General features: G+C 38.5%; 24 protein-coding genes. 7 read left to right on the top strand and 17 right to left on the bottom strand.

Annotated features, from left to right (window positions below):
* Positions 1 to 228 precede the first annotated feature (228 nt).
* Entirely contained in the window at positions 229 to 1,080 is an 852-nt protein-coding gene (rgg, locus tag B7699_RS02900; protein ID WP_084927093.1) for a quorum-sensing system transcriptional regulator Rgg, read from the bottom strand.
* A 124-nt stretch (positions 1,081 to 1,204) separates the two neighbouring features.
* Here rgg and B7699_RS02890 point away from each other — a divergent pair, with 124 nt between their 5' ends.
* The gene (locus B7699_RS02890; protein ID WP_001206380.1) at positions 1,205 to 1,546 is read left to right on the top strand and encodes a metal-sulfur cluster assembly factor; all 342 of its coding nucleotides are present in this window, start codon (positions 1,205 to 1,207) and stop codon (positions 1,544 to 1,546) included.
* Positions 1,547 to 1,606: 60 nt separating this feature from the next.
* On the opposite strand, the gene ilvD is transcribed toward B7699_RS02890, so the two are convergent.
* Positions 1,607 to 3,310 (bottom strand): dihydroxy-acid dehydratase, encoded by a 1,704-nt coding sequence (gene ilvD, locus B7699_RS02885; RefSeq protein WP_000137343.1) that lies wholly within the window; start codon positions 3,308 to 3,310, stop codon positions 1,607 to 1,609.
* Positions 3,311 to 3,494: 184 nt separating this feature from the next.
* Between ilvD and B7699_RS02880 the strand changes: the two genes are divergently transcribed.
* The 4 genes from B7699_RS02880 (at position 3,495) to rpmG (ending at position 5,204) form a co-directional block, all read left to right on the top strand.
* Entirely contained in the window at positions 3,495 to 4,502 is a 1,008-nt protein-coding gene (locus B7699_RS02880; RefSeq protein ID WP_084927092.1) for an SPFH domain-containing protein, read from the top strand.
* A gap of 2 nt (positions 4,503 to 4,504) precedes the next feature.
* Positions 4,505 to 4,705, top strand: coding sequence for a type II toxin-antitoxin system antitoxin (locus tag B7699_RS02875; protein WP_000228847.1), 201 nt, complete (start codon positions 4,505 to 4,507; stop codon positions 4,703 to 4,705).
* Positions 4,706 to 4,856: 151 nt separating this feature from the next.
* Complete coding sequence (gene rpmF / locus B7699_RS02870; RefSeq protein WP_000290417.1) at positions 4,857 to 5,039, top strand: 50S ribosomal protein L32; 183 nt, start codon at positions 4,857 to 4,859, stop codon at positions 5,037 to 5,039.
* Between the two features lie 15 nt (positions 5,040 to 5,054).
* Entirely contained in the window at positions 5,055 to 5,204 is a 150-nt protein-coding gene (rpmG, locus tag B7699_RS02865) for a 50S ribosomal protein L33 (protein ID WP_001265622.1), read from the top strand.
* Positions 5,205 to 5,295: 91 nt separating this feature from the next.
* On the opposite strand, the gene B7699_RS02860 is transcribed toward rpmG, so the two are convergent.
* The 10 genes from B7699_RS02860 to B7699_RS02815 form a co-directional block, all read right to left on the bottom strand.
* Positions 5,296 to 6,792, bottom strand: a complete 1,497-nt coding sequence (locus B7699_RS02860; protein ID WP_000862760.1) for a tyrosine-type recombinase/integrase — start codon at positions 6,790 to 6,792, stop codon at positions 5,296 to 5,298.
* Positions 6,793 to 6,807: 15 nt separating this feature from the next.
* Positions 6,808 to 7,056 (bottom strand): hypothetical protein, encoded by a 249-nt coding sequence (locus B7699_RS02855; protein ID WP_000571454.1) that lies wholly within the window; start codon positions 7,054 to 7,056, stop codon positions 6,808 to 6,810.
* A 61-nt stretch (positions 7,057 to 7,117) separates the two neighbouring features.
* A complete protein-coding gene (locus B7699_RS02850; protein WP_001099062.1) occupies positions 7,118 to 8,134 on the bottom strand; it encodes a replication initiation factor domain-containing protein in 1,017 nt (338 codons plus the stop codon).
* Positions 8,135 to 8,138: 4 nt separating this feature from the next.
* Positions 8,139 to 8,558 (bottom strand): hypothetical protein, encoded by a 420-nt coding sequence (locus B7699_RS02845; RefSeq protein ID WP_000262970.1) that lies wholly within the window; start codon positions 8,556 to 8,558, stop codon positions 8,139 to 8,141.
* A 269-nt stretch (positions 8,559 to 8,827) separates the two neighbouring features.
* Positions 8,828 to 9,112, bottom strand: coding sequence for a hypothetical protein (locus tag B7699_RS02840; protein WP_000924762.1), 285 nt, complete (start codon positions 9,110 to 9,112; stop codon positions 8,828 to 8,830).
* An 18-nt stretch (positions 9,113 to 9,130) separates the two neighbouring features.
* Entirely contained in the window at positions 9,131 to 9,268 is a 138-nt protein-coding gene (locus B7699_RS09620; RefSeq protein ID WP_001002894.1) for a hypothetical protein, read from the bottom strand.
* Entirely contained in the window at positions 9,255 to 10,601 is a 1,347-nt protein-coding gene (locus B7699_RS02835) for an FtsK/SpoIIIE domain-containing protein (RefSeq protein ID WP_000488478.1), read from the bottom strand. The genes B7699_RS09620 and B7699_RS02835 overlap by 14 nt, the downstream gene beginning before the upstream one ends.
* A 195-nt stretch (positions 10,602 to 10,796) precedes the next feature.
* Complete coding sequence (locus tag B7699_RS02825) at positions 10,797 to 11,018, bottom strand: hypothetical protein (protein WP_000867242.1); 222 nt, start codon at positions 11,016 to 11,018, stop codon at positions 10,797 to 10,799.
* A gap of 199 nt (positions 11,019 to 11,217) precedes the next feature.
* On the bottom strand, positions 11,218 to 11,529 hold the full coding sequence (locus B7699_RS02820; protein ID WP_000614813.1) for a hypothetical protein: 312 nt from the start codon (positions 11,527 to 11,529) through the stop codon (positions 11,218 to 11,220).
* 284 nt (positions 11,530 to 11,813) lie between these two features.
* Complete coding sequence (locus B7699_RS02815) at positions 11,814 to 11,999, bottom strand: hypothetical protein (protein ID WP_001096737.1); 186 nt, start codon at positions 11,997 to 11,999, stop codon at positions 11,814 to 11,816.
* 432 nt (positions 12,000 to 12,431) lie between these two features.
* On the opposite strand from B7699_RS02815, the gene B7699_RS02810 reads away from it, so the two are divergent.
* Positions 12,432 to 12,950 (top strand): HXXEE domain-containing protein, encoded by a 519-nt coding sequence (locus B7699_RS02810; protein ID WP_084927091.1) that lies wholly within the window; start codon positions 12,432 to 12,434, stop codon positions 12,948 to 12,950.
* A gap of 304 nt (positions 12,951 to 13,254) precedes the next feature.
* Here B7699_RS02810 and B7699_RS02805 read toward each other — a convergent pair whose 3' ends face one another.
* Positions 13,255 to 18,369, bottom strand: coding sequence for a DUF1542 domain-containing protein (locus tag B7699_RS02805; protein WP_142358315.1), 5,115 nt, complete (start codon positions 18,367 to 18,369; stop codon positions 13,255 to 13,257).
* A 383-nt stretch (positions 18,370 to 18,752) separates the two neighbouring features.
* Between B7699_RS02805 and B7699_RS02800 the strand changes: the two genes are divergently transcribed.
* A complete protein-coding gene (locus B7699_RS02800; protein WP_084927090.1) occupies positions 18,753 to 20,210 on the top strand; it encodes an IS1182 family transposase in 1,458 nt (485 codons plus the stop codon).
* A 433-nt stretch (positions 20,211 to 20,643) separates the two neighbouring features.
* Here B7699_RS02800 and rpsD read toward each other — a convergent pair whose 3' ends face one another.
* The 4 genes from rpsD to B7699_RS02780 all read right to left on the bottom strand — a co-directional run bounded on the left by rpsD (position 20,644) and on the right by B7699_RS02780 (position 26,470).
* Positions 20,644 to 21,255, bottom strand: coding sequence for a 30S ribosomal protein S4 (rpsD, locus tag B7699_RS02795; protein WP_000092756.1), 612 nt, complete (start codon positions 21,253 to 21,255; stop codon positions 20,644 to 20,646).
* A 194-nt stretch (positions 21,256 to 21,449) separates the two neighbouring features.
* Positions 21,450 to 22,502: a HAMP domain-containing sensor histidine kinase gene (locus B7699_RS02790; protein WP_084927089.1), complete on the bottom strand. Its 1,053-nt coding sequence runs from the start codon at positions 22,500 to 22,502 to the stop codon at positions 21,450 to 21,452.
* Complete coding sequence (locus B7699_RS02785) at positions 22,499 to 23,197, bottom strand: response regulator transcription factor (RefSeq protein WP_084927088.1); 699 nt, start codon at positions 23,195 to 23,197, stop codon at positions 22,499 to 22,501. The genes B7699_RS02790 and B7699_RS02785 overlap by 4 nt, the downstream gene beginning before the upstream one ends.
* A 123-nt stretch (positions 23,198 to 23,320) precedes the next feature.
* A complete protein-coding gene (locus B7699_RS02780) occupies positions 23,321 to 26,470 on the bottom strand; it encodes an SSURE domain-containing protein (protein WP_084927087.1) in 3,150 nt (1,049 codons plus the stop codon).
* Positions 26,471 to 26,575: the final 105 nt, after the last annotated feature.

Genomic DNA, 26,575 nt, shown 5'->3' with positions numbered 1-26,575 from the left:
AGTACGGCAAGGTGAAGCTGACGTAGTTTGAATTTGATTTTCGAAGAGTATAAGTTCTATATGAAGTATGACTACAGTATAGCACTTAGAAATCTTAGAGGAAAACTTTTGAATATATGCAACAAATAAAATGAACAAAAAGAAACGATAGAATTTCTCCAGTGACACGAGAGAGCCCAACAGTTCTATTGCTTCAAATTTTAAATTATTTTCTTAGTTTGCAGATATTCAACAATCGGTCGTATTTCTATAGTAATCTGCCGATTTGTTGCAGCCTAACATCTCAAAAATACGGACAGCATCCTCCATCTTTTTCTGACCTTCCTTGACTCTGCCTTGCTTGCTATCAAGGAGACCTTCCGCCCACAAATAGACAATTCGGAAATAGGTCTCATTTTCCTTGTAGAAATGCTCTTTGATGACACGTTTAAAATAAGAGGCATTAGTAAATTCTTCACACTCAATGCTAGCTAAAAAACCATTCAATAGCATAGTGTGAAACAGGTTTCGATTACCAGACATTTCCATTAGAAAATCAGATTTTCGGACCATTTCTCGTACATATCTAGTAAAAAGGGAAACAGATAAGAACGGAGAACTGACCGAGAATAAATTGAGTTCATAGATTCCCCAAATCTCAGTAGAAAACAAGTAGTCATGAAGGACTTTCCCTTCCTCTGCCGTTAACTCTACCGTTTCATCCATGCTCTTCATATAAGACTTGATAATAATGGCATTTAGAATATGTTTCTGTTTGTTTTGAGAATGGGCATGCTTTTGATACTCCCTGCGATACAAGTCCTCAAGCGGAGCTATATTCTTTGGATCCAAGACATCTATGATTTCTTTTCTCAACTCAGAATCTGTATCATACTGAAAACCTCTCGCCAGAAAGAGGATTTCCTCCACACTGGCAGATATATTTTCTAGGGCAAATAGAAACTTTTCTACCGAAAGTTCACTCTGACCTGTTTCAAAGCGGGATAACATGGACGGCGAAAATTGGCCCCCAGTTGCTTGTCTCAGCGAGATATTTCTTGACTCTCGTAATTGTCTAAAGACTTTTCCAATCTGCTCCATAGGCTTCTCCTTGATTCAGCATTTTCTTTATATTATCATATTTTTTCAGAAAATTCATCAAAAACTTGCCAAATTGTCAGAATTATGAGAAAATAGAGGATATTTATCACGTGGAGGGACTGTAATGAGAGAGGATATCAAAATCAATGACCGTGCTTTGGCCTTACAAGACCAAATTATCGAAAAACTAGAGAAGGTTTTTGATACAGATGTGGAATTGGATGTTTACAATCTAGGACTGATTTATGAAATCAATCTGGATGAGACAGGTCTCTGCAAGATTGTCATGACCTTCACCGACACTGCCTGTGATTGTGCCGAAAGCCTGCCTATCGAAATCGTGGCAGGTCTGAAACAAATCGAGGGTATCGAAGATGTCAAGGTTGAAGTTACCTGGTCGCCTGCTTGGAAAATCACACGAATCAGTCGCTACGGCCGCATTGCCCTTGGACTGCCACCTCGTTAAGCAGATCAATAACTTTTAAAGATGAAAAAAAGCAAGCCGAAGTTGGCTTGCTTTTTGAGTTTACTTTTTACCTGACTTATCCATATTCCAGAAGTCTGTCACGGCTCCGCGTGAAGCAGATGATACGATATGGGCATATTTACCGAGGACACCACGACTATAGAGTGGTGGCAAGGTTGTTTCTGCCTTGCGTTTTTCAAGTTCTTCTTCGGATACGGCCATGGAAATTTCTTTGGTATCTTGGTCAACCGTAACGATATCGCCTGTACGAAGGTAGGCAATTGGTCCACCATCCTGAGCTTCAGGAGCGATATGTCCAACAACCAGACCATAAGTACCACCAGAGAAGCGTCCATCTGTCAAGAGGGCAACCTTGTCTCCTTGACCTTTACCAACAATCATTGATGAAAGTGACAGCATCTCAGGCATACCAGGACCACCCTTAGGTCCAACGAAACGAACAACGACTACATCGCCATCAACGATTTCATCTGTCAGAACGGCCTGAATAGCATCTTCTTCTGAGTCAAAGACCTTAGCTGGTCCAACGTGACGACGCACTTTCACACCTGATACCTTGGCAACCGCACCGTCAGGGGCAAGGTTCCCGTTCAAGATGATAAGCGGACCATCCGCACGTTTTGGATTTTCAAGTGGCATAATAACTTTTTGACCTGGTGTGAGATCTGCAAAGTCAGCTAAGTTCTCAGCAACTGTCTTACCAGTACATGTGATGCGGTCTCCATGAAGGAAGCCATTCGCCAACAAATATTTCATAACCGCAGGCACACCACCGACTTCGTAGAGGTCTTGGAAGACATACTGACCAGATGGTTTTAAGTCTGCCAAGTGAGGAACGCGTTCTTGGATTGTATTGAAGTCCTCAAGTGACAAGTCAACATTGGCAGCATGGGCAATAGCAAGCAAGTGAAGAGTGGCGTTTGTAGAACCACCGAGAGCCATGGTTACAGTGATGGCATCTTCAAAGGCTTCACGAGTCAAGATATCTGATGGCTTGAGACCAAGTTCCAACATCTTAACAACAGCACGTCCTGCCGCTTCGATATCTTCTTTCTTATCAGCTGATTCAGCTGGGTGAGATGATGAACCTGGCAAACTCATACCGAGAACTTCGATAGCAGTCGCCATGGTATTGGCAGTGTACATACCACCACAGCCACCAGGGCCAGGGCAGGCATTACATTCAAGACGTTTTACGTCCTCAGCCGTCATATCACCGTGGTTCCATTTTCCGATACCCTCAAAAACAGAAACCAAGTCGATGTCTTTGCCATCAAGATTTCCGGGTGCAATGGTACCACCATAGGCGAAAATAGCTGGGATATCCATATTAGCAATGGCAATCATAGAACCAGGCATGTTCTTGTCACAACCACCGATAGCAACAAAGGCATCCACATTGTGACCACCCATAGCCGCCTCGATAGAGTCCGCAATAATATCACGAGATGTCAAAGAGAAACGCATACCAGGCGTTCCCATAGCAATCCCGTCCGCTACAGTAATAGTTCCAAACTGCACAGGCCAAGCACCTGCAGATTTGACACCCTCTTTAGCCAATTTCCCAAAATCATGCAAGTGGATGTTACATGGTGTATTTTCCGCCCAAGTCGAAATCACTCCCACAATCGGTGTTTCAAAGTCCTTATCTGTCATACCAGTCGCACGAAGCATAGCACGGTTTGGTGATTTTACCATACTGTCATAAATGCTACTGCGGTGACGCTTATCTAATTCAGTCATTTGTTCCCTCCCATTTCAGTTTTTACTATTATAGCACATTTTAAAGGCAATGAACAGAAGAAAATTCTTGAATTTTCAGAAAATTCTATACAGAAATATTTTCTTTAAAAATGTTACATTTATTTCTTGACTTTATAAATTAAAGTGATATCATTTAGATATCAAATAGTAGGAGGTCATTCTTATGACTGAAAAACTCATCAATTCAAAACCAAATGGTGTATTCGCATTGATTCTCATTGAGTTGACACTCGTACTTGGTATCTTTATATTTATAATGAGTGCTGCTTCGGAAAACATTTTTGGAATTATTATCGGACTTTTATTAAGCTTAATTGCAGGCCTAGCTCATGCTGGTTTAAAAGTTGTCAAACCTCAGGAAGCTCTGGTTCTGACACTCTTTGGTAACTATACAGGTACCATCAAAGAACCTGGTTTTTACTTTGTCAATCCCTTCAGCGTAGCAGTTAACCCTGCAAACCACACTCGACTTGGACAAAGTGGTGACGTTAGCACGAAATCTCCTTTTTCAGGAGTTAAATCATCAAATGGTAATGACGTGAATCTTGAAATTGGCAAGAAACAGATTTCCCTCAAGGTTATGACCTTGAGCAATTCTCGCCAAAAAATCAATGATTGTCTAGGAAATCCTGTAGAAATCGGAATTGCCGTTACTTGGCGTGTAGTCGATACTGCTAAGGCAGTTTTCAACGTTGATAACTACAAAGAATATCTTTCATTGCAATGTGATAGCGCCCTCCGAAATATTGTCCGCATCTATCCTTACGATGTCTCTCCTAATGTGGATACTACAGGTGACGGGCAAGCCGATGAAGGAAGTCTCCGTGGCTCTAGTGAAATTGTAGCTAACCGTATTCGTGAGGAAATTCAAAGTCGTGTTGAGGATGCTGGCTTGGAGATCCTTGAAGCACGTATCACTTACCTAGCTTACGCTCCAGAAATTGCCGCTGTCATGCTTCAACGTCAACAAGCATCAGCCATTATTGATGCCCGGAAGATGATTGTCGATGGCGCTGTGGGTATGGTTGAAATGGCCCTGGAACGTCTCAATGAAGGGGAATTGGTAGAGCTTGATGAAGAACGAAAAGCTGCCATGGTTTCAAATCTCCTAGTCGTTCTCTGTGGCAATCATGATGCACAACCAATTGTCAACACAGGAAGTCTTTACTAAAGATGGTTGAAGCTAAAAAAAAGCAGATCCCCCTTCGACTCTCAACAAAGTTATACGCTGCACTCGCATCATGGGCAGAAGACGACTTTCGTTCAGTCAATGGGCAAATCGAATATCTCCTTACAGAATGTGTCAAGCAACGGAAGAAAGACGGAAAATACGTATCAGAAACCATTGACGAACCATTTGAGATTGATATTTAAGACCTTCTCCTGTCTGCTGTGTCGGACAGGAGAATTTTTTCATCTTTTTTTGTCAAGTAACTTTACTTTACAAAAAAAATGTGTTATCCTAGTATGGTTGATGAAAATCAGTAGATTGAATCGAATATAAATACCTAAAGGAGAAATCAAAATGGCAGTACCTGCACGTCGCACTTCAAAAGCGAAGAAAAACAAACGTCGTACACACTACAAAGTAACAGCTCCATCTGTAAACTTTGACGAAACTACTGGAGATTACTCACGTTCTCACCGTGTATCACTTAAAGGATACTACAAAGGACGTAAAATCGCTAAAGCTGCATCAGCTGAATAATAGAAGGGAGATACCATGCGCGTAAATATTACACTTGAACACAAAGAATCTGGTGAACGCTTGTACCTTACTTCTAAAAACAAACGTAATACTCCAGACCGTCTTCAATTGAAGAAATACTCACCAAAACTTCGCAAACACGTTGTGTTTACAGAAGTTAAATAATACAACATACAGAAAGCCTATGAAATCAACATTTCTAAGGCTTTTTCTTTTAAGTTTAGCAAAATAACTGAATTTTAACTGATTATAATAATCAAGAGATTATTTTAGACAAATCTATCATAGCTTGTTCAATCTTATGTTTTCCTTTTTGCATAACATGAAGATAGATTTTTTCTATTTCTCTACTATCTTCTGAATGTCCCACAAACTCTCGAATAACGTTTAAGCTTACATTCTTATCAGCCATGACTGAAACAAAACTATGTCGGAACATATGGGGAACTATGTGAACAGGCCTACCAAAATCAACTAGGTCATCAATATCCTTATAGGATTTTCCACTTTTCTTATTATACTTAGCGGACTGACTAGTTCCACCTCTTAAGAACATTGAAATTTCTGTATGATACAATGGACTGCCCTGCTGGTTCTTCCCTTTTATGTATACCCTAGTAAAAATATATCCCATATCATGATAAGTCGGATTAAATCTCGCCTGAAACTTATTTCTTTCAATATATTTAAGTAAAATTTGTTCTACTTTTGGTGACATCGGAATAGTTCTAACGCTTTCTTTAGTTTTTAGAATTGCTCTATATCGTTCCTTCTCATCACGCAAGCCTTCTTCTGCCATTTCTTTGTCAGTCTTATTATGGCTTGCCCTCTGCCAATGAACCTTAATGAGTTTATTCTTGAAATCTAGAACATCTTCATTCAAACCTAATGCTTCACTCGGTCTCATACCTGTCAAGTAGATAATTCTGAGTACATCAGCAACTAGTTCATTATTATGTCGCTTAGTCCAATTTTCAATAATTTTAAATACTTGATTAGCCTCTTCAACTTCAAGATATTTTTCAGCTATATCTTCCCTAAGTTTCGCCTGCTCTTCTGCACTTGTTAGTGTCTTACGCTTAACCCTCTTATTCAAAATAGGGTGTTGCGACGCTGTCAATTCTCCTTGTTCTACCGCCCAATCAAATATCATTTTAAGATAGATATGAATGTTCTTTGAAGTTCCCTCACTTGCATTATTTATAATATCTTGCATTTTTTCCTGTTCCATACAGAACTGTTTAAGGCTCATATTTTCGTTGAAATATGGGGAAATATGCTGGTTATAAACACTAACTCTAGTCTTTAGAGTATTCTTGGCAGGCTTAACACGATTGACCCACCACTTAAAAGCTAAACCGTATAATTCACTGTTTTCATCATACGGTCTAGCTATCTCTTTGAGGCATAAAGTTTTACTAGGCTCTAATTTCTTTGGTTTTTCTCCAGTCAAATCTAATACGGTTTCATCAATCATTTCATTTAATATCTTTGAAACTTTTGTAATCAGCTGACTATTCTTTATATCAGAAATAAGTAACTTCTCATGTCCCTTACTGTCCTTTCCTGTTGGTATTGCCTTAGTCGTATACCACCCTTTATTTTCTCCCCTTGTAAGGTACTTATAACGACTTTTTGTTATCAAAGGATGAGTATATCTCATTGCAAACTTAACAAGCACGTTGCCCTTTTTAGAAGGGTCTGGTTTCCATTGATAAACAGTTAGAACTCGAGTAGTCTTACCTACCTTCATTTTTACCCCCTTATACTAAGCTATAACTGCCTCATTTTCATGGAAAATCTTATAATCAAACCAATCTTTAAATACCTCCGCATGAATAAAGACATTCCCATGAGTTCCACAAATTCCAAAAGAATATGGACTATTTCTCATTTGACGAATGTAGTGATCCAATGTAGGTAATTTCATACCCTTCCAAAGTTCATCTAAAAATTCTTTCTTCCGATACCAATTTTTAGTTAAATCATAGTCTGACTTTGTCTTAAGCTCTATCATTGGAATACTTTCCTTTCTTATGCTATAATCTAGTTAGTTAATTTTTAGAGGCGACTTATTTTCAAGTCGTCTTTTTTTGTCCCCAAAATTGAGAACTATTCTGCTCTCTTACATATTGCTCTATATCCTTTTCATCGTTATCAGTTAGCCTCGAAAGCCCCTCTTTAAGTAAGCTTTGAATGTATTCCTCTGCCTTTTGAACATCATAGGCCTGATACTTTGCAATATAGACTTTTGCTAATGTTTTCGCAACTTGTTTCTCTGTCCAAGCCTCAGACTGCCGTAGTGTCGTTTTAGCCCTTGTAATACTAAGAACTGTCTGGTTTTCAGTTCCTAGATAATCTATCCACCACTTGACTTTTTTTCTTCTCCAATGATTGCTATCTGTCGCATTTGGACGAACAAAGCGATAATGACCATTGATAGCTTCAAAATAGATTGACGATAATGGACGTTTTAAAAATAACTGCTCTGCAATTATATTAGCCTTTTCCTGCCAACATCTAAGCTCTGCGCGAATCCAAGACGGAACTTCTACAAGCTCTTGCTTACCAAGTTGCTCCATGCGTTTATTATATATGCACCACTGCTGATTACCTCGTGAACCTATTGCAACTGTTTCTCCTACACGCTCACCAGAATCTAGAACTGATTTCTCATGATATTCAAAGTGTTTTGCTTTCGAGACACATAATCCTTTCTTGCAATAGTCATATATCCGTTGAACATCTAAGCTACCGTCAAATATGTCGTGGGCAATATCTAAACGAGTGAAATTAACATTATACTTGTATAAACGAGTAATTAAGGCAATCCAATTATTTTCGTTACTGTTTAAAAATTCTTCATATTGACGACAACCTTGCCCTTTTAATTCAATAAATACACCCATAGAAAGCCTATCAGCATTAAAATACACCTTAATTTCTGAACAAGAATAATGTTGCTTATACTTATTTATGCCCCAATCATTCAATGTAAAGTTTTCAAGAGGAATCAAAAGGATGTCAGTCAAAACTCTTTCTGGCGGGACATCCTTAACACTTACAGCACAATAATCTATTCTAACTGTATTCATAGGATTATTCTCCTAGAACTTTAATATCCTCACACACAATTTTTACACCTGCCCAATTACTTCTAGCCATGTTCCAAGCTAGTCGAACCTTAGGCCGAATCAATTCAACAGAAACATTCAACAAAGAATCATTTTGAGCAAGCTTTGCAATCTTATCCAGATTTCCGATAATTTCTAGGTTAATCGCTTTTAAGTCATCAGTAGAAATTCCCATTTCAGTTAGAACTTTCACTTTGTCAGCGTCAAGCACAGTAGAAGTAATTTTACTTACTTCATCTGTCTTCACGTTTTCGCCGTTGACTTCTTTGTATTTGTTGTTCACCCTAACTGACAAAATCACTACTTTCTTAGGAATATCAAACTGTGACATTTCAAGGTCAAGCAATCCAATTTTAATGTTTGTATCTGTCATATTGTAAACCATATTTTTTCTCCTTTAATTCCGTATCCTACATGAAAACACCTCTCATCCTTACTCTCCCAAGAGTTTGCGACCTCTTGGTACAACTAGCAAGCCGTAACCCCTTACGTACCAAGGGTTTAGAGTACATTTCATGTATGTGTGCACCCCCTATTAGTACTGGGGCTGTTTTTTCTGACCTCCTGCAAAGCAGTCGGTTGGCTCTTTCGAATTAACAAAAAGACGAACGCTCCGCTCGATTCTGCCCCTCCTGGGCAATCGTCCCTATTTTGCTAACTCGAAAGACCGTCATCTGAGTTTGGTAAAATACTCAACGGTTCATTGTTTATCCTCGTTAATACCTCTATTTGCCTTTTTGATAAATCTTCAAGAGACTTACCCTCCATAGCTAATGCCCACCACACAGTTTTTTCAATCGTACAATTAGGGCAGGTTCTGGGGGATAAAATCCTAAAACTACCCATTATTGGAGGATATTCCCATCCTTTATCAAAAGCTAAATCTGAATCAATGATTTCACTTTTTTCACATACCTCGCAAATATGCTTCAACAGCATTTCAAATACCACCTTACATTATTCTAATTCATCTACAATTTGCATATGTACTACTTGTAAAATTTGTAACAAAGCTTTATAAGGATTTTCATCACATTCAGTAGCACCCATTAAACTGCCGTTCGATAACTTGACAACAACACTAATTTCGTTCATTTCGCATCCTCATATACCTATCACAAGCTTCATCAAAATATGCCTCAAAGTCTAGTTCGTCAGACTTGAACGGTGTCTCTACAAACTTAGGCGTAGGAAGCACCCCATCTATTTGGCAATATCCTTCAGCAATACCACAAGTCTTATAATCAATCTCTTGACTTGAAAACATCATGCGACAGGAGTCAGAATCAGCCGTAGTTGCCCCTAATAAAAGAGCGACTCCAAAATTTTGCCTCATATAGGTAGGAATGAAGTCACTAGATGCCCTTTGTAAACCGACTATCACCTCTATTGAAGCTTGGCGTGATTTTACCAAGAGACTCCCAAGATTTGACATTGCCTCTTCATAGGCTTTTTTCCCTTCTTTAGACGTCTCGGCCTCGGTTTTAAAAGCAATCCCTTCGTCAAGTACCACTACAAGAGGGTAATTTCCCTTGACATCAGCCCAAGACAAAACCTTCCCTTTAGAAACATATATATCTGGGTTATCCGCCATGACCTGAAAGCGTCTATTCATTTCCAAGACAGCCTCGCGAAGGGCACCAGAAATTTGAAAGGGAGAATTATAAACTACTTTATAGCCTAACCTATCTTCTAGCTTCTTCCCAACCAGCCAACTCAAATCGCCATTTTTAGGGTCAAGCAATTTTATTTCAGCCCCTAAAGTTAAATATTGAGCCACAAGGTTCTCTATCATCACCGTTTTTCCTGACCTCGTCGAACCAGATATAAGCACATGGGGAGGAACTCCTAGCCGCCAGCAGCAATTCTTATCGGCAGAAATCGTTATCTCTGTAGTTTGTAGGGTGTCCTCCCAAGAGATTCTTCTCTCAGGATATTTTCTGAATGTATACTTAACACAACTTGCAGTCTTTATTTTCTCTTCTAAGTTTAAATTCAAGCATGCACTCAAATATACATCTAACTCTGAAACCTTATTAGAGAAATTATCACCCAAAACATGAGCATAAACACCTATATATTCCTCATCTATAGAAAAGTCAAGAACAACGGAACGGACTATAACTCCGTCAGAAGAAGATATAAATAGGTTGTTAGACTCGAGCAAGAAGAGTAATCGCTCCCTTATAGCAAGGATGGGCTGTATTCTATTGTAAACTGCACTCAGCTTCGCTATAAATTTATTGGCAATTAAAATTTCTAAGCCCACAGCTAAAACTAGTAAAAGTCCTGAGATATTAAAGATTAAAACCAGTAAAATAAAGATAAAGATTTGAGATAGTATAGAAGCCCAATAAAAATTCTTCATTAAGGAGGTTGATAATATGTACGACTCACAAAGGGAGACTCTACAATTTATACGAAACATTTTTACCTCATCTTATTTCTTATATCCTTGATAATAAAAGAAAGAGCGATAAGCTTAACCCTTAAGAAATAGTAAAGAAAAGCCACAAAAAAAATGAAAGCTATAAGGGACAATACTATACTTAAGAGGGAGCCAAAACCTGCGGGATTATACACAGATAAAAGAGCGAAGACGAACATACAAAAAAAGCAAAATCTATATTTCTTTATCATTGTTTTTTCCTCTTTTAAACATAGCTGGTAATATCGATAAAAATTGAATTAAAAAGACTATAAAAGCTACGACTAGGGCAAATTTCGCAGATAAAAATGGATTATAAGAAGAGAATTCCAAATGCGCTCCAAACCCAGCAAAAAAGCTGATAATTAACAATAAAGTCAGAGAAGTTGTTTTCCAGAAGTATTCATTAACTTTCATTTTCGTATTTCCTTTCAAATTTTAAAAATAAGGGGCTGGGACAAAAGTCTAACCTTAAGTATAAAAGCGAACGAAACGAGTTATTTGACATTCAGAATTCTGTCTTGTTCGCTTTTTTGTCTAATCTATTGATTTTAAAAATTTATAATAAAGAATTCCTAAAATCAAAATCTTTTTGTCCCAACCTCACAACTAGCTATTAAGCATAACTATTCCAAACAATTTTCTTTCCATTCAGAAAATTATCTAACATAGAAACCGTAGGATTAGCAACGTAATAATGAGTGCTGGCGTATTCAAAAAAACCAAGCAACTGTTGAGCAAAAAACTCCTGCATAGTTTCTGCATTGATATCTGAGCTGTTTTTTAAAAGTTCAGCAAGGGCCAAAGAGTCTGCATTTACTCCTCTTAGCAATCCATGGTCTCTAGCTTTTTCAGCGGCTTTTGCTCTTAGTTCAGGAGTATTAAATCTCTCTAAAACTGTTTTTGCCTTGTTTGTAATTTGTATCATTTAATTCACCTTTTTCTTTCCTTTATATTGTTTTTTAAAATTAAATATAGTTTATTTTTGAATTATATCTTGAATGGAGAAGCTCGACTGTTACTCATATTCATAACCTCATTCTAAAATTATATTTCTTGCATGTATCTTACATGTATCATGGTTCTATAATAGCATGTAGGTGGAAAAAAATCAAGGCTCAAACATTACATATTCATTACATATATGTTACATATTAGATACATAAAATATATATGTATGACTACAAAAAAAAAAGACGCTCAGTGCGTCAATTAATTATTATTTTCAAAATCTATAATCTCAGACTCCAGACTTTCAAAAAGCTCCTTTATCGCTAGATTAATCACCCAAGTCTTGTTCTCTCTTTCAAGCATATTTTTTTCTTTAAAAAATTTAGCTAGTCTTGGTAAATTAATTTCATTCTGTTTATTCAAATAAAAATTTGTTAATTTCGCCATAACATTCCTCCTACATAATATATATCATAAAAACACATACTTTTCAAGTAATTCCTATCTGAAAACTTCTCTACACACTGATGTACTCCATAAATTGAAACTACAACGCCTTTATCTAATTAAGAAAATATCTAACTATGATAAAGCAATACTAATAAGTGCTATATTCTGATTTCCAAAGAATATTAATTTATCGTAACTGATTCCTAACTGATTAAATTTAAATAAATTCATATTTGTCTATTTACCATTTATTTTATTTTAGGTAGAAAGGCTATCAAATCAAGGTTTTCAAATATCATTATATACCTTTAAAACAACATCTTCTTCACAGAAGTTAAGTAAGCATACCTAACTCAAAACGCCTTTCTGGGCGTTTTTTGCGTTTTTTGCTTTATTTGTTAGCAATCTATAGCTTTTCAGGAGAGATTTATGGCATTTTATCTTTGGTTGTTCCCTCTACTTTTTATCTTTCACGATATGGAAGAAATTATCGGTCTTGTCCCTTGGATTCATCTCAACGAAACCTTGCTGGCTCAAAAGGCTCCAGCTATTCTCAAGATTCACAAAGGAATTACAACAGAGGGATTTGCCCTTGCTGTTTTTGAGGAGTTTATCATTGTCTTATCCATCACTTTATTAGCGTATTTTAGTCAATCTAGAGCGCTCGAATTAGTTTGGTTAGGAGGATTTGTGGCCTTTGCACTCCATCTCTTGCTCCATATTGGACAATCAATTCTTCTCCGTAAGTATATCCCTGCTCTCATCACTTCTATCCTTTGTTTTCCTATCAGTGCTTATTTGATTACAGACATCGTGCATTTGTGGCAGGTTTCAACTAGCGAATTTTTCCTATTTTCACTAGTTGGCTCAGGCATCGTCATCATCAATCTCCCCTTTGCTCTCTGGCTCGGGAAAAAATATTCCGCCTGGCTTGCCCATAACCATTAACAAAAATTCCTTGCAATTTCATTTTGCAGGGAATTTTTTTATCCTCCTTCACAGTTAAGATGTGTTCTATAGTTTTTCAAGACAAAGCAAAGATAGGCTGGGCAAAAACTCAACTTTAAGAGAAAATGAAATAAATCTTCCCACAATAAAACGCATAATATCAAGTTTTTAAATACCTGATACTATGCGTTTTTAAAATTTAAAGACTTTTTGTCCAGCTTCGTAAGATTTTCTTATGAGAGGTACTTGTTTAAGCTCTAAAAATCGGATTTATCATCTGATCTTTATCAAACAATCTAAGAAATTAAGCTTCTTCGTCTTCTTTACGACGACCTGCAAGACCAAGACCAAGTAATGCACTTGCGGCGGCTGCTACCATAGATACTACAGAATCTGCTGTACCTGTATTTGGCAATTCTTTAGCCACTGTACGTGTATTTGCTTGTGCTGATGATGTTTGGCTAGCATTTGCTGCTGCTTGAGTTGTAGCTGGAGCTACAGCTGGTGTTTGAGCAGCTTGGTCGTTAGCTGGAGTTGCATGATCAGTTGATGGAGCAACTTTCGCCATGAAGTCTTCGATACGTTTCACCATTGCATCCACTTCTGCTTGACTTGCTTTTGCATTGGCAAATACATCTTTAGCTTCTGCAAGTAAAGTTTGAGCTTCTTTTGCAGTTTCTGCATCAAGCTTAGCTGATTCTTTGATGATTAATTCATCTAATTGACGAATAGCACCTTCTAACTTAGCTTTATCCACTTTCACATCTGTGTTAGTTGTTCCGTTATTTCTGCCATAATCTGGAAGAGAAGTTTCTGGTTTAGACTCCCCACTTTGTGAAGCAACAACTCTAACCGGTACTTTTACAGTTATTTCTGTTCCATCTGCTAATCTTAGGATTACTTTAGCAAACTTGTCACCTAATGTATTTGTATCAGGTAATTCTATGCTAATGATCGTAACATTCTCTGGTAAGTTTAGTTTAGCAATGATATCAGCTTGACTAATTGCTTTTCCAAGTTCAACTTGTACGACTCCAGTAATAGATGATTGGATGAATGCTTCAAGATCAAATGATGGTCGTTCATAAACTAATGAATCTTGATTCAATTGATATAAGAAAGTACGCAATACTTTATCTAATTCAGCTTTTGTTTTTGCTTTATCAATGGCATTTAATGCTTCTTGTTTTAAACGTTCAACTTCAGCAATTGCTTTTGCTTTTTCTTGATCGGATAAGTTCGGATTTGCTTTAATACTTGCAATTTTTTCTGCTGCTGCAGCTTCTACGGCTGCTTTCGCTTCATTAATATCCACTAATGATAACTCTTTTCCAGAAGGATTTATTGCATTAATTGCTGCTTCTCCTTTTGTTTTAGCTGCATCTACTGCTTCTTGAGTGTCTGCGTTTTGAATAGCTTCTACTGCTTCATTATATGCTTTTTCTACAGCAGCTTTGGCTACGGCTTTTTCCTCATCTGATAAGCTAGTATTCTTATCAATTTCTGCTAACTTGGCTTCTTTTGTCGCTTGGATTGATTCCAAGGCTTTTTCTTTGCCGATTGGATTTATTGCATTAATTGCTGCTTCTCCTTTTGTTTTAGCTGCATCTACTGCTTCTTGAGTGTCTGCGTTTTGAATAGCTTCTACTGCTTCATTATATGCTTTTTCTACAGCAGCTTTGGCTGCGGCTTTTTCCTCAGCTGATAAGCTAGTATTCTTATCAATTTCTGCTAACTTGGCTTCTTTTGTCGCTTGGATTGATTCCAAGGCTTGTTCTTTGCCGATTGGATTTACTGCCTTAATCGCTGTTTCGCCTTCTGCTTTAGCTGCATCTACTGCTTCTTGTGTAGTTGCATTTTGAATGGCTTCTACTGCTTTAATTGCCGCTTTAGCTACTTCTGCTTTAGCTGCGGCTTTTTCTTCATCAGATAGCTTAGCATTCTTATCGATTTCTTGTTCTTTTGCTGCTTTTTCAGCATTGATTGCTGTAATTGCTGCTTCTTTTTCGATAGCTAGTTTTCCATTATCTTTTGCAGAGTTAATACCCTCTTCTGTTGTTGCTTTATCAATAGCATCTGTTGCATCTTTTGCTTCTTTAGCTACTTTTGCTTTTTCTTCCGCCTTTTGTTCTGGCGTTAAGCTTGTACTAGCTTCAATAGCATCCGTTGCTTTTTTAGCGGCATCTGCAATTTCTTTTTTAGCAGCATCTCTGTCAAGTTCTTTCAACAATTCTGCAGCTTTCTCTAAAGCTGTTTTCGCAGCATCTACTTTTGCTTGTGCTTCTTGTGCTTCTGTTTTTGTTGCATTATCGCCTTTTGCTGCTACTGCGGCAGCTGCTGCTTTTGCTTCTTCTAATTGTGTTTTTAACTTTTCAAATTCTGCTTCATATGCTTTAATACTATCCGCTGTTTTACCAGTAGTATCAGCTTTAACTAACGAATCTGCATCTGCTTTTAGTTTTGTCTTTTCTTCAGTAGTTGCAGCTTCTACAAGAAGATTTTTAGCATTTTCTAATTCTGTTTTCACAGCATCCACTTTCGCTTGAGCTGCTTTAACTTCCTCTTTTGTTGCATTATTGCCTTTTTCTAAAACTTTTTCTGCTTCTGCTTTCGCTTCTTCTAATTTTGTTTTTAATTCTTCATATTTTCTTTCATATGCTGTAATACTATCTGGTGTTTTTCCAGTCTCATCTGCTTTTGTTAATAAAGCGACATCTGCTTTTAATTTAGCTTTTTCTTCTACTGTTGCTGCTTCTACTAATGCTTGTTTTGCAGCTTCTAATGTAGCTTTTTTCTCATTCACTTTATTTAAAGCTTCTGTTACTTGGTCTTGAGTGGCATTTTCATCATTAATCACCGTTTCTGCTGCTTTAATCGCTTCTTCTGCAGCAGTTTTCGCATCGTTGTATGATTTAGCACTATCCGCAGTTTTCCCTGTTGTTGGATCCGCTTCTGTTACTAAAGTATTTAAGGCTTCTTTTGCTTTTGTTAACTCTGTTTTATCAGCTTTATTGACTAATAATTCTGCAGCTTTTGTTAACTCTGCTTTTGCAGCATCTACTTTCGTTTGAGCTTCTTGAACTTCTGCTTTAGATGCATTATTTTCTTTTGCTAACACTGCAGCAGCTTCTGTTTTAGCAGTTTCTAATTGTGCTTTTATCGCTTCGTATTTCGTATTATAAACTTCAATACTTTTTGGTGTTTTTCCTGTAGTATCAGCTTTTACTAATGAATCTGCATCTGCTTTTAATTTAGCTTTTTCTTCTGCTGTTGCTGCTTCAATTAAGTCATCTTTAGCTTTTTGTAAAGCTGTTTTTTTAGCATTAACTGTTGCTAATGCTTCTCTTACTTGAGCTACAGTTGCATCTGTATTGTCAATAACTTTTTTTGCTGCATCAATAGCTTTAATCGCTTCTTGTTTTGCAGCATTATAAGCAGTAGCTGTATCCTGAGTTTTCCCTGGTGTTGGATCTTCATTCACTAAACCATCAAGTAAAGTTTTTGAATCTGTTAAACCTGTTTTATCAACTTTTAATGCTAATTGCTTCGATAAAATAGACTCTAAAGCAGTTTTATATTCTGCTGTTTTCTTAACATCCGTACTTGTTACAAGTGTCTTAATATTTTCCAATTCAGCTAAATACGCAGCTTTTGTTTCATTTGTTTTTCCATCTGTATCAGCTGTTTCGGTTGCTTTTAACTTATCATAAATACGAGATAATAAATCTTTAGCGATTGCACCAGTATCTTGGTCAATATTGAAATCTAATCCAGTCACTGGAAGAGCATAGTGTCTATATGGTGATTGATATCCCATTCCTAAGTGCATATTATCTGCTGAGCTAATACGTACTGTATACTCAGTAACACCTTCAGGTAATGTAATCTCCTTACTTGTAAATGTTCCGCCTGTACCATTTGGTTTATTACTGGCAATTTTTGCTTCAAGTTCTTCTTTTTTAGGGGTTGGTGTTCCTAGTGTACTGAAGTTTTGAGGTCGGTTAGTTCCATCACTTGCCTTCACTACATTCATTTCAGAGTTTGTTTTTGAAACTTCCGGTGTAAATGTTTGATCATATAATTTTTCTTCTTGTCCATTACGGTTAATAATTACTTCTACTTTATATTGTGCTTTAGTACCATTAATATCTCCAGTATATCCAGTCTTAAATTTCACAATAACTTTAGATCCATGTTCTTTTGAATAGGCTTTAAATGTTTTTTGAATTCCATCAAATCCTTTAACACCTTTAGCTATTTTATCTCCTAAACCAGTAGAAACATAAGTAGAATTATCATAAGCTTCTTCTTTACTACTAGCCTTTGTTCTTACTTTGGATAGGAATAACATATAGTCACTATCTCTATTGAAAGACTGTTCCAATACCCATGTAACATATGATTTAGTACTATCCGCCCAGACTGTATTAACTGTTTCAATTGGAAATACTCCTGCTTCAGTTTTTCTAGCAATTGCAAATTTACCACTATCACCTACTGCTTTCCATCCACCAAATTCATGGATTTCATTAACACTACCTTTTTTAACATTTAGAGCGTTTCCTAAAGTATCCATATCTTGAATTTTTTTGTTATTTTCAATAAAATTTGGTAAGTTTTTCAACTCATTCGATAATGTCTCTAAATTAGCATCTGCCGCAGGTGCAGTATATGTTTGATTGGCTGAAGCATCCGTATCTGTTGTAGTAGAGCCTATACGGAATGGATTATTTGCATCTAATGCTTTTCCATTACGTTGATCTCTAGAACCTGAGTTTGCAATCGAGTTAGACTCATTAGCTTTCTCAGTATTTGTTGCTTTAATTCCTACAGTAACTTTCCCATTTGTTGTTTCTACTGCTGGTGCTTCTTTTTTATCTTCTGGTTTTGTTTGTAATTTTGTTGTTGCTGTAACTAACTTAGCATGTGCTTGCGATAATTCAGCTTGTGTTTTTGCATTGTTTAAAACAGATTTTGCTTCATTTAAAACTGTTTTTAATTGATTCACACTATCTTCTGTTTTATTAGCGTATGTGTCTTTAGCAAACTTACCTTCAATTTCTGCAATCAAGTCTATTAAAGATTTCTTGTTCAGAGTTTCTACTTCCGTAGGTTTTGATTCTGTAGTACTGTTTCCAACTGCTCCCTCATTGTTTGTAGTTACAATATCCTTCGCATTAGCTCCATTCTGATAACTATTATCTTTTGTTTCCTCAGATGAAAGGTTTAGAATTTCCTTTTCGCCAGTATTCGGAGTCACACTTGGCTCTGCAGCAGCTACTGCCCCATTCCCCAAAAACATAAACAAGGCCGCTACCGCTACACTGGCTGCACCAAAGCTAACTTTACGAATAGAATAACGCGTCACCTTCTCACGATGCAAACGCTCAACACGACTCATAGACTTCTTCTTTTCCATCTATAAAAACTCCTTTTTTCTTAATCTTCTAAGAATATTATGTACAAAATAAGGGATACAATAATTTGAATAATACTATCTCAGAATAAAATACCCCAGTTTATATTATAGTACTTTTATTCAATATTAACAAGAAGCTAGACTGGCAAAATAATAAATAAAACAAACAATAAATATTACCTCAATAATAAGGCTGGCAACTGTCTAATATCGCCTAAACAAAATAAAAGCTTGAAATATCGGGGGTTATATGTTAGAATGAACTTACAATGTGAGTAAAGTTACAGCATATGTAACTAAAAAAGCCCCACCGTGCCACCGAGTCTACTGAAAAAGTCATCAAATTGATGGCTTTTTTGTTATACTAGAGATGAGGTGAAATAATGCTTGATAATCAGTTAACTATGGATGTCAGTCCTTATTCTAGTTTGTATGATATCGTAGTTCCTAAAACCCACTTTTTACGTCAGCTAACTGAACTCTGTGATTTTAGCTTTATTTATGATGAACTAGAAAAGAATTATCGTCCCGATTTTGGGCGTAAAGCTTATTCACCGATTATGATGTTCAAATATCTCTTGTTAAAAGATATTTATAAGTTATCAGATGTAGATGTGGTAGGACGTTCCTTGTCAGATATGGCCTTTAAATTTTTTCTTGGTCTAGCTCCTGAAGATTCTGTTATCGAGCCATCCTCTCTGACAAAATTTAGAAAGCTAAGAATTAAAGATGACAAACTGCTTGATGTATTGATTCAGAAGTCTGTTCAAATTGCACTCGAACACAACTTGATTAAGAGTAAGATTCTCATTGTGGATGCCACTCACACCAAAGCTCATTATAATCATAAGAAACCCCAAGAAATTCTTAGAGAGCGTTCAAAAGCTTTACGTAAAACAATTTATCAACATTCAGAAGATATCAAAATAGAATTTCCAAAGAAACCTCAAGAAGATAACCTCAAAGCAGAGTTGACCTATACAGAGGAGTTAATGGCTGTGGTTGAAAAACACGAGGAACTCTTAGCCCTACCGGCTGTTTCTCAAAAGTTCAATTACCTAAGAGAGGCTGTCGAGGACGACTTAGAACATTTGGAAGCTTCTGTTAAGGAGGAGGCTAGGCTCGGACATAAGACAGCCGACAGCTCTTTCTATGGATATAAAAGTCATATCGCTATGACGGATGAACGGATTATTACTGCTTGTGTGGTCACTTCTGGCGAACAAAACGATGGGAAATATTTACCTGAATTATATGCCAAAACAAAGGAAAATAGTCTGGACATCGAGACTATTATTGGTGATGCGGCTTATTCAGGAAAGGACAACATTCAACTAGCGCGCAAAGAAAAGATTCATTTGGTTTCAAAACTGAATCCTTCTGTTTCAAAAGGTTACCGTAAAGAAGAGGATGCGTTTGAATTTAATAAAGATGCAGGGCTATTTGTCTGTCCAGAAGGACACATGGCTGTTCGCAAAGCAAGGACAGGGAAAAAATATCAAAATAAGAATCAAGTTGTCACTCATTACTTTGACATTGAGAAGTGCAAGAGTTGCCTTTCCAAGGAAGGATGTTATAAGGAGGGGGCAAAGTCTAAAACTTATTCAATAGCCATTAAGAGTGACGACCATCTTTTCCAGAAGAAATTTCAGGAAACACCTTATTTTAAAGAAATGGCCAGACATCGCTATAAAATCGAAGCAAAGAATGCCGAACTAAAACAGAGACATGGCTTTGATGTCGCGAGAGCATCGGGTCTTTTCAGCATGGAGTTACAGGCAGCAACAACCATCTTCGTGGTCAATATGAAACGAATTATGGCCTTAATAAATACAAAATAACCGAGGAACTCGCTCAAATTAACGAGAGATTCCTCGGTTTTCATTTCATTAAAAGTAAGAGACCTATTTTTTCAGTGGCCTCCGTGCCACCGATGGGGTTTTTTGCTACCCTCTAAAAGGGTTAACCATTACTTCTTACGTTTCTTAATCCATAACTTGAAAAGCTCAGATAACACGTTAATAAGTAACGGAGCTAGAAACACTGTGAGTAAAGTTTCTAACATATGTAACACCTCCCTTCCTTAAAGTGAGGGGGCCAAAATATTATATCATACCAGATTTATATCATCAACATCGTGTCATTCTTTAAATAGATAGACTTAAACACACAAATAACCTTACTAACAAATTTCTAAACAAACCCAGAAATCAACATTTTAAGACAAAGCAAAAAGCCCACTGTTGTAGGCTTTCTGTAAGATATTTCTTAAAATTAAAGCATTTTGTTGTAGAATTCAACGACAAGTGCTTCGTTGATTTCTGGGTTGATTTCGTCGCGTTCTGGCAAGCGAGTCAATGAACCTTCCAATTTTTCAGCGTCGAATGATACGAATGCTGGACGTCCAAGAGTAGCTTCTACTGCTTCAAGGATAGCTGGAACTTTCAATGATTTTTCACGAACTGAGATCACTTGACCTGGAGTTACGCGGTATGATGGGATATCAACGCGTTTTCCGTCAACAAGGATGTGACCGTGGTTTACGAATTGACGAGCTTGACGACGAGTAGTCGCAAGACCAAGACGATAAACAACGTTATCCAAACGACGTTCCAAAAGAAGCATGAAGTTGAAACCTAGGATTCCGCCTTTGATTTTTGTAGCTTGTACGAACAAGTTACGGAATTGTTTTTCACCTACACCGTAAGTGAAACGAAGTTTTTGTTTTTCAGCCAATTGCAAACCGTATTCTGACAATTTAGAACGGTTGTTTGGTCCGTGTTGTCCTGGTACGTAGTTACGACGTGCCAATTCTTTACCTGTACCTGTAAGTGAAAGGCCAAGGCGACGAGCTTGTTTCCAAGATGGTCCTGTATAACGTGACATGTGAATGTCCTCCTGATATAAATAATATTTCGGTGGAAATAGTCACTTAGAAAGCCCTGATTCGTGCAGATGCCCTTCGCCTAAACAGCCAAGGTTACTTATCATAAGACACCTGTTGACGAGCTTCATGCTTTCCTGCTGATATTTCACACAAAATCCATTTTACCATGAATGGCTAGATTTGTAAAGGGGCTTTAAGCTTTATTTTCATTGCCAGAGAGGTTGAGAACGAGGGTAAAGGTGCTTCCTAGGCCGTACTGGCTAGTAACTGTGATTTCCCCACCCAATTGATGGGCCAATTCACGCGCAATCGCAAGGCCTAATCCATGACCACCTGTTTTCATATTACGCGAAGTTTCGACACGATAAAGGCGCTTGAAAATATTCTCCAAATCCTCTGGGGCAATCCCCTGTCCTTCATCGGTCACACTGATTGAAAGCTGGTTCTTCTCCAGCCTAGCTACCACCTCCAGTTTGGTTCCTGGAGCAGAGTATTTAAAAGCGTTATTGACCAGATTCACCAAGATACGAGAGAGTTTGGCATAATCTCCTTCAATCCGGGCAGACTCTGGAATTACCTGCAAGTGGACATCTCGCTCTTCCTGCTCAATCAAGAACTGAAATTCACTCATGCACTCAATCAAGAGCTGGTCCAGAAAAATGCTGTCTTTACTAGTTGTCTCTGCCTGATTTCTAGCTGTATTTAGAGTCAAAAAATTCAACTCCTCAACCAGTTTATTGAGTCTTTCAGTCTGGCGTCCAATGGTTGCTAGATAATGCTCCTGTTCTCCTTCCTTGATAACCCCATCCAAAATCCCTTCTACCGTCGCTTGGATTGAAGTGATGGGGGTCTTGATATCATGCGAAAGTTGAGCAATCATCAAGCCCTTTTCTCGTTCGCTTTCTTCCAAGGAATCAAAGGTCGCCTGCAAATCATGGGACATTTCATTGAAAGCTTGGCCTAATTGCTGAAATTCTACAGGTCCTTGAACCTCCAGATTTGAAGGAAAATCCTTGTCCGCTACTCGCTTAGCATGCTCCTTGAGTTTGCCCAACGACGTAAATACCGGCGACAGGAGAAAGAGACTAATCCCAGCACCGACAAGGCTGGCAACGATGGTCATTCCAAGCAAAAAGTAAATCTCGCTTTTCTCAATCAGCATTTTTTGAACAGCCCAAAAAACCACGATAATCGTTAGGAGTGTTGAAATGATATACCCCACTAAAATATAACTTTTTAATTTCATTGACTACCTCGTGCTTTCTCAATTTTGTAGCCCAAGCCCCAGACGGTTTTGATGGTGGGTGTTTCTGAACTAGCATGTTTAGTCAACTCCTGTCGCAGAGCATGAATATGAACATTCAAGGTATTGGTATCATCTACATAGTCTTCCTGCCAGACCTTCTCATAGAGGTCTGTCTTAGAGAAAACGCGCTCTGGATTGCTGGCTAAAAGCCATAGAAGTTCGAAGGATTTGACTGTCAAATCAAGCGCCACATCTCCGACTTGGACCTCATGACTACCGTGATTCATCCGTAAATCCCCGAGACTGACGACCTCTGTCTCACCTCCACGATGAAGGCGACGCAAGATATTGTGGACACGTAAAACCAGCTCACGAGGGCTAAAGGGCTTGGCAATAAAGTCATCTGCCCCTAAGCTCAGTCCATAAATCTTGTCCTGCTCGCTAGTCTTAGCCGTGATAAAGAGAAAAGGCTGATCTGGAGATTGATACTGAACCTCACTAATCAAATCATAACCATCCATCCGAGGCATCATGATATCTGTAATAATCAAATCAATCGGTTTTCGCTTGAAGATTTCTAAGGCCTCTACTCCATCATGGGCCACCAAAACCTGATATCCTGCCTGAACCAGATAACGTTGATGAATATCTGTGATTTCTATCTCGTCGTCAACGAGTAAAATTGTCTTTCCCATCTGTCTCTCCTTTGAAAAAAACAGTGCTATACCACAATAGTATAACACTATTTTAATCTCTTTACGAACATTCTAATCGATATCTGGATTTTTCAAATCCTAGATAGAAAGTCTGTAGCTAGACTAGTCATTTTCCTCTTTTTTAGCTTTCAAACCGAGACCACCTAACAGTCCTGCTAAGGCGAGTCCAAAGAATCCAAGAGTAGCCATTGATGTTTGGGCTTCACCAGTATATGGAAGCATGTCTTTTTGGTCTTTCATTTGAGCGGCCATCATTGGACTTGACACCTTGTTAGTAGCTGCCATCTTGCCTTCATCAGACATTTTACTTGAGGTTGCTGGAGCTTGATCTTGTTTCATACTTGGTGTTGCCATAGGTTGGCTAGCATTCATAGTTTTGTCCTGCTCTTTGTTAGGTATCATCTTATCCTGGCTAGCAGCTGGCATTTTAGATTTCATCTCATCTTGATTGACACCTAGCATTTGAGCGTTCATCTTAGACGCATCTTGATGACTATTCATCATTGGAGCCGGCATAGCTGCACCATTAGAAGATGGGACGAAACCTGACTGCATCGGAACAAGAGACTGATGTCCGTTCAAGTTTACTGTCAAATCTTTAGTCGCTACAAGGTTGCTCAAATCGGCCTTGCCGTCTTTAGCGCCGTAAACCTTGATAGTAGCTTTATAGCTTTGAGTGCCGTTTTGTTTCAAGAGGTCAAGAAGTTCTTTGTCTGATTTACCTTGGGTGCCTGCCAAATCTACTTCATAGAAGTAGAGACCTTTGCCCAATTTCTCTACTGGTGGAAGGGCTGGATTTTTAGCTGAACCGTTGTCTGACCATGGAGCCTTGTCTGAAGCCTTCAAGATAAGACGAGTTAACATACCATCACCAGCGAAGAATTCGTATGGAATGACTTGGTTGACTCCGGCTGTGAATGGGCCTGGGAAATTGGCTTTATCCAAGTAAGTAGCTGGAACATCCACTGTATCTTTAGTGTTGTCAGCCACACCTTTTTGCACTTCAGCTGGAGTAGTCAAGCCGTTCAAGTTTACTGTCAAATCCTTAGTCGCTACAAGATTGCTCAAGTCGGCCTTGCCATCTTTGGCACCGTACACCTTGATGGTAGCTTTATAGCTTTGAGTACCATTTTGTTTCAAGAAGTCTAGAAGCTCTTTGTCTGATTTGCCTTGAGTACCTGCTAAGTCCACTTCATAGAAATAGAGGCCTTTGCCTAATTTTTCTACTGGTGGGAGAGCGGGATTTTTAGCTGAGCCGTTGTCTGACCATGGAGCCTTGTCTGAGGCTTTCAAGATAAGGCGGGTTAACATACCATCACCTGCGAAGAATTCGTACGGGATAACTTGGTTGACACCAGCTGTGAATGGACCAGGGAAGTTGGCTTTGTCCAAGTATGTAGCTGGGACATCTACTGTGTCTTTGGTATTGTCGGCTACGCCCTTTTGCACTTCAGCTGGAGTAGTTAAGCCATTCAAATTGACATCCAAATCCTTAGTCGCTACGAGGTTGCTTAAATCGGCCTTACCATCTTTAGCACCGTACACTTTGATGGTAGCTTTATAACTTTGAGTGCCGTTTTGTTTCAACAAGTCAAGAAGCTCTTTGTCTGATTTGCCTTGAGTACCTGCCAAATCCACTTCATAGAAGTAGAGGCCTTTGCCTAATTTTTCTACTGGTGGTAGAGCTGGGTTTTTAGCCGAACCATTGTCTGACCATGGAGCCTTGTCTGAAGACTTCAAGATAAGGCGAGTCAACATACCGTCACCAGCGAAGAGTTCATATGGAATGACTTGGTTGACACCAGCTGTGAATGGACCTGGGAAGTTAGCTTTGTCCAAGTAAGTTGCTGGAACATCTACTGTGTCTTTGGTGTTGTCAGCCACGCCTTTTTTCACTTCAGCTGGGGTGGTTAAGCCATTCAAGTTCACTGTCAATTCTTTAGTCGCTACGAGGTTAGTCAAATCAGCCTTGCCATCTTTCGCACCGTACACTTTGATGGTTGCCTTGTAGCTTTGAGTGCCGTTTTGTTTCAAGAGGTCAAGAAGGTCTTTGTCAGATTTACCTTGAGTCCCTGCCAAATCTACTTCGTAGAAGTAGAGACCTTTGCCCAATTTTTCTACTGGTGGAAGAGCGGGATTTTTGGCTGAACCATTGTCTGACCATGGAGCCTTGTCTGAAGCCTTCAAGATAAGGCGAGTCAACATACCGTCACCGGCGAAGAATTCGTATGGAATGACTTGGTTGACACCGGCTGTGAATGGGCCTGGGAAGTTCGCTTTGTCCAAGTAAGTGGCTGGAACATCTACTGTGTCTTTAGTATTGTCAGCCACGCCCTTTTGCACTTCAGCTGGAGTGGTCAAGCCATTCAAGTTTACTGTCAAATCCTTAGTCGCTACGAGATTAGTCAAATCGGCCTTGCCGTCTTTAGCACCGTACACTTTGATAGTTGCTTTATAGCTTTGAGTGCCGTTTTGTTTCAAGAGGTCAAGAAGGTCTTTGTCAGATTTACCTTGAGTCCCTGCCAAATCTACTTCGTAGAAGTAGAGACCTTTGCCCAATTTTTCTACTGGTGGAAGAGCGGGATTTTTGGCTGAACCATTGTCTGACCATGGAGCCTTGTCTGAAGCCTTCAAGATAAGGCGAGTCAACATACCATCACCTGCGAAGAACTCGTATGGGATGACTTGGTTGACACCGGCTGTGAATGGGCCTGGGAAGTTGGCTTTATCTAGGTAAGTGGCTGGGACGTCTACTGTATCTTTAGTATTGTCAGCCACGCCTTTTTGCACTTCAGCTGGGGTAGTTGCTGGTTGAGCTTCATTTGCTTCACGGTCTTGTCCAGAAACTGTAGGTGCAGGATTTGTCGCAGGTTTAAGCGCATCTTCTGTTTCTTTCTTAGATTCTGGTTTTGCTTGCACTTCTTCTTTTGGTGCTACCACTTGGTCTTTAGCAGCTATATCCGCTTTTTCTGTAGTTTCCAAGCTTGCTTTAGGTGTTGAGTCTGCCTGTTCTGAAGGAAGAGCTGTATCGACTGCTTCTCTGAGAAGTTCTACTGGTAAGTCGCTCTTTTCTCTCACTGAAGCAGCGTCTGGCACAACTTGAGCAGGGGTCGGATTGAGCCCATCGGCACGTACCGAACTTGGTTGCCCAACTAAGACAAAGAAGCCACTGGCTACAACAACTGAGGCAACACCGACACTGAGACGGCGGATAGACCAACGAGTATATCTTTGATTTGGATTGAATTTCATAGGATTCTCCTTAGAGTTTTTCTTTATTTGATGACTCTAGTATAATCTCCTAAAATTAAAAAGGATTAAGAAAAAGTTAAAATTTTTCTTAAATCCCTCTTATAA

Origin of the sequence: Streptococcus mitis (genome assembly GCF_002096835.1) — a bacterium.
Lineage (GTDB): Bacteria > Bacillota > Bacilli > Lactobacillales > Streptococcaceae > Streptococcus > Streptococcus mitis_W.
The sequence above is the reverse complement of the archived record's forward strand: the minus strand, read 5'-3'. Positions and strand labels throughout refer to the sequence as shown.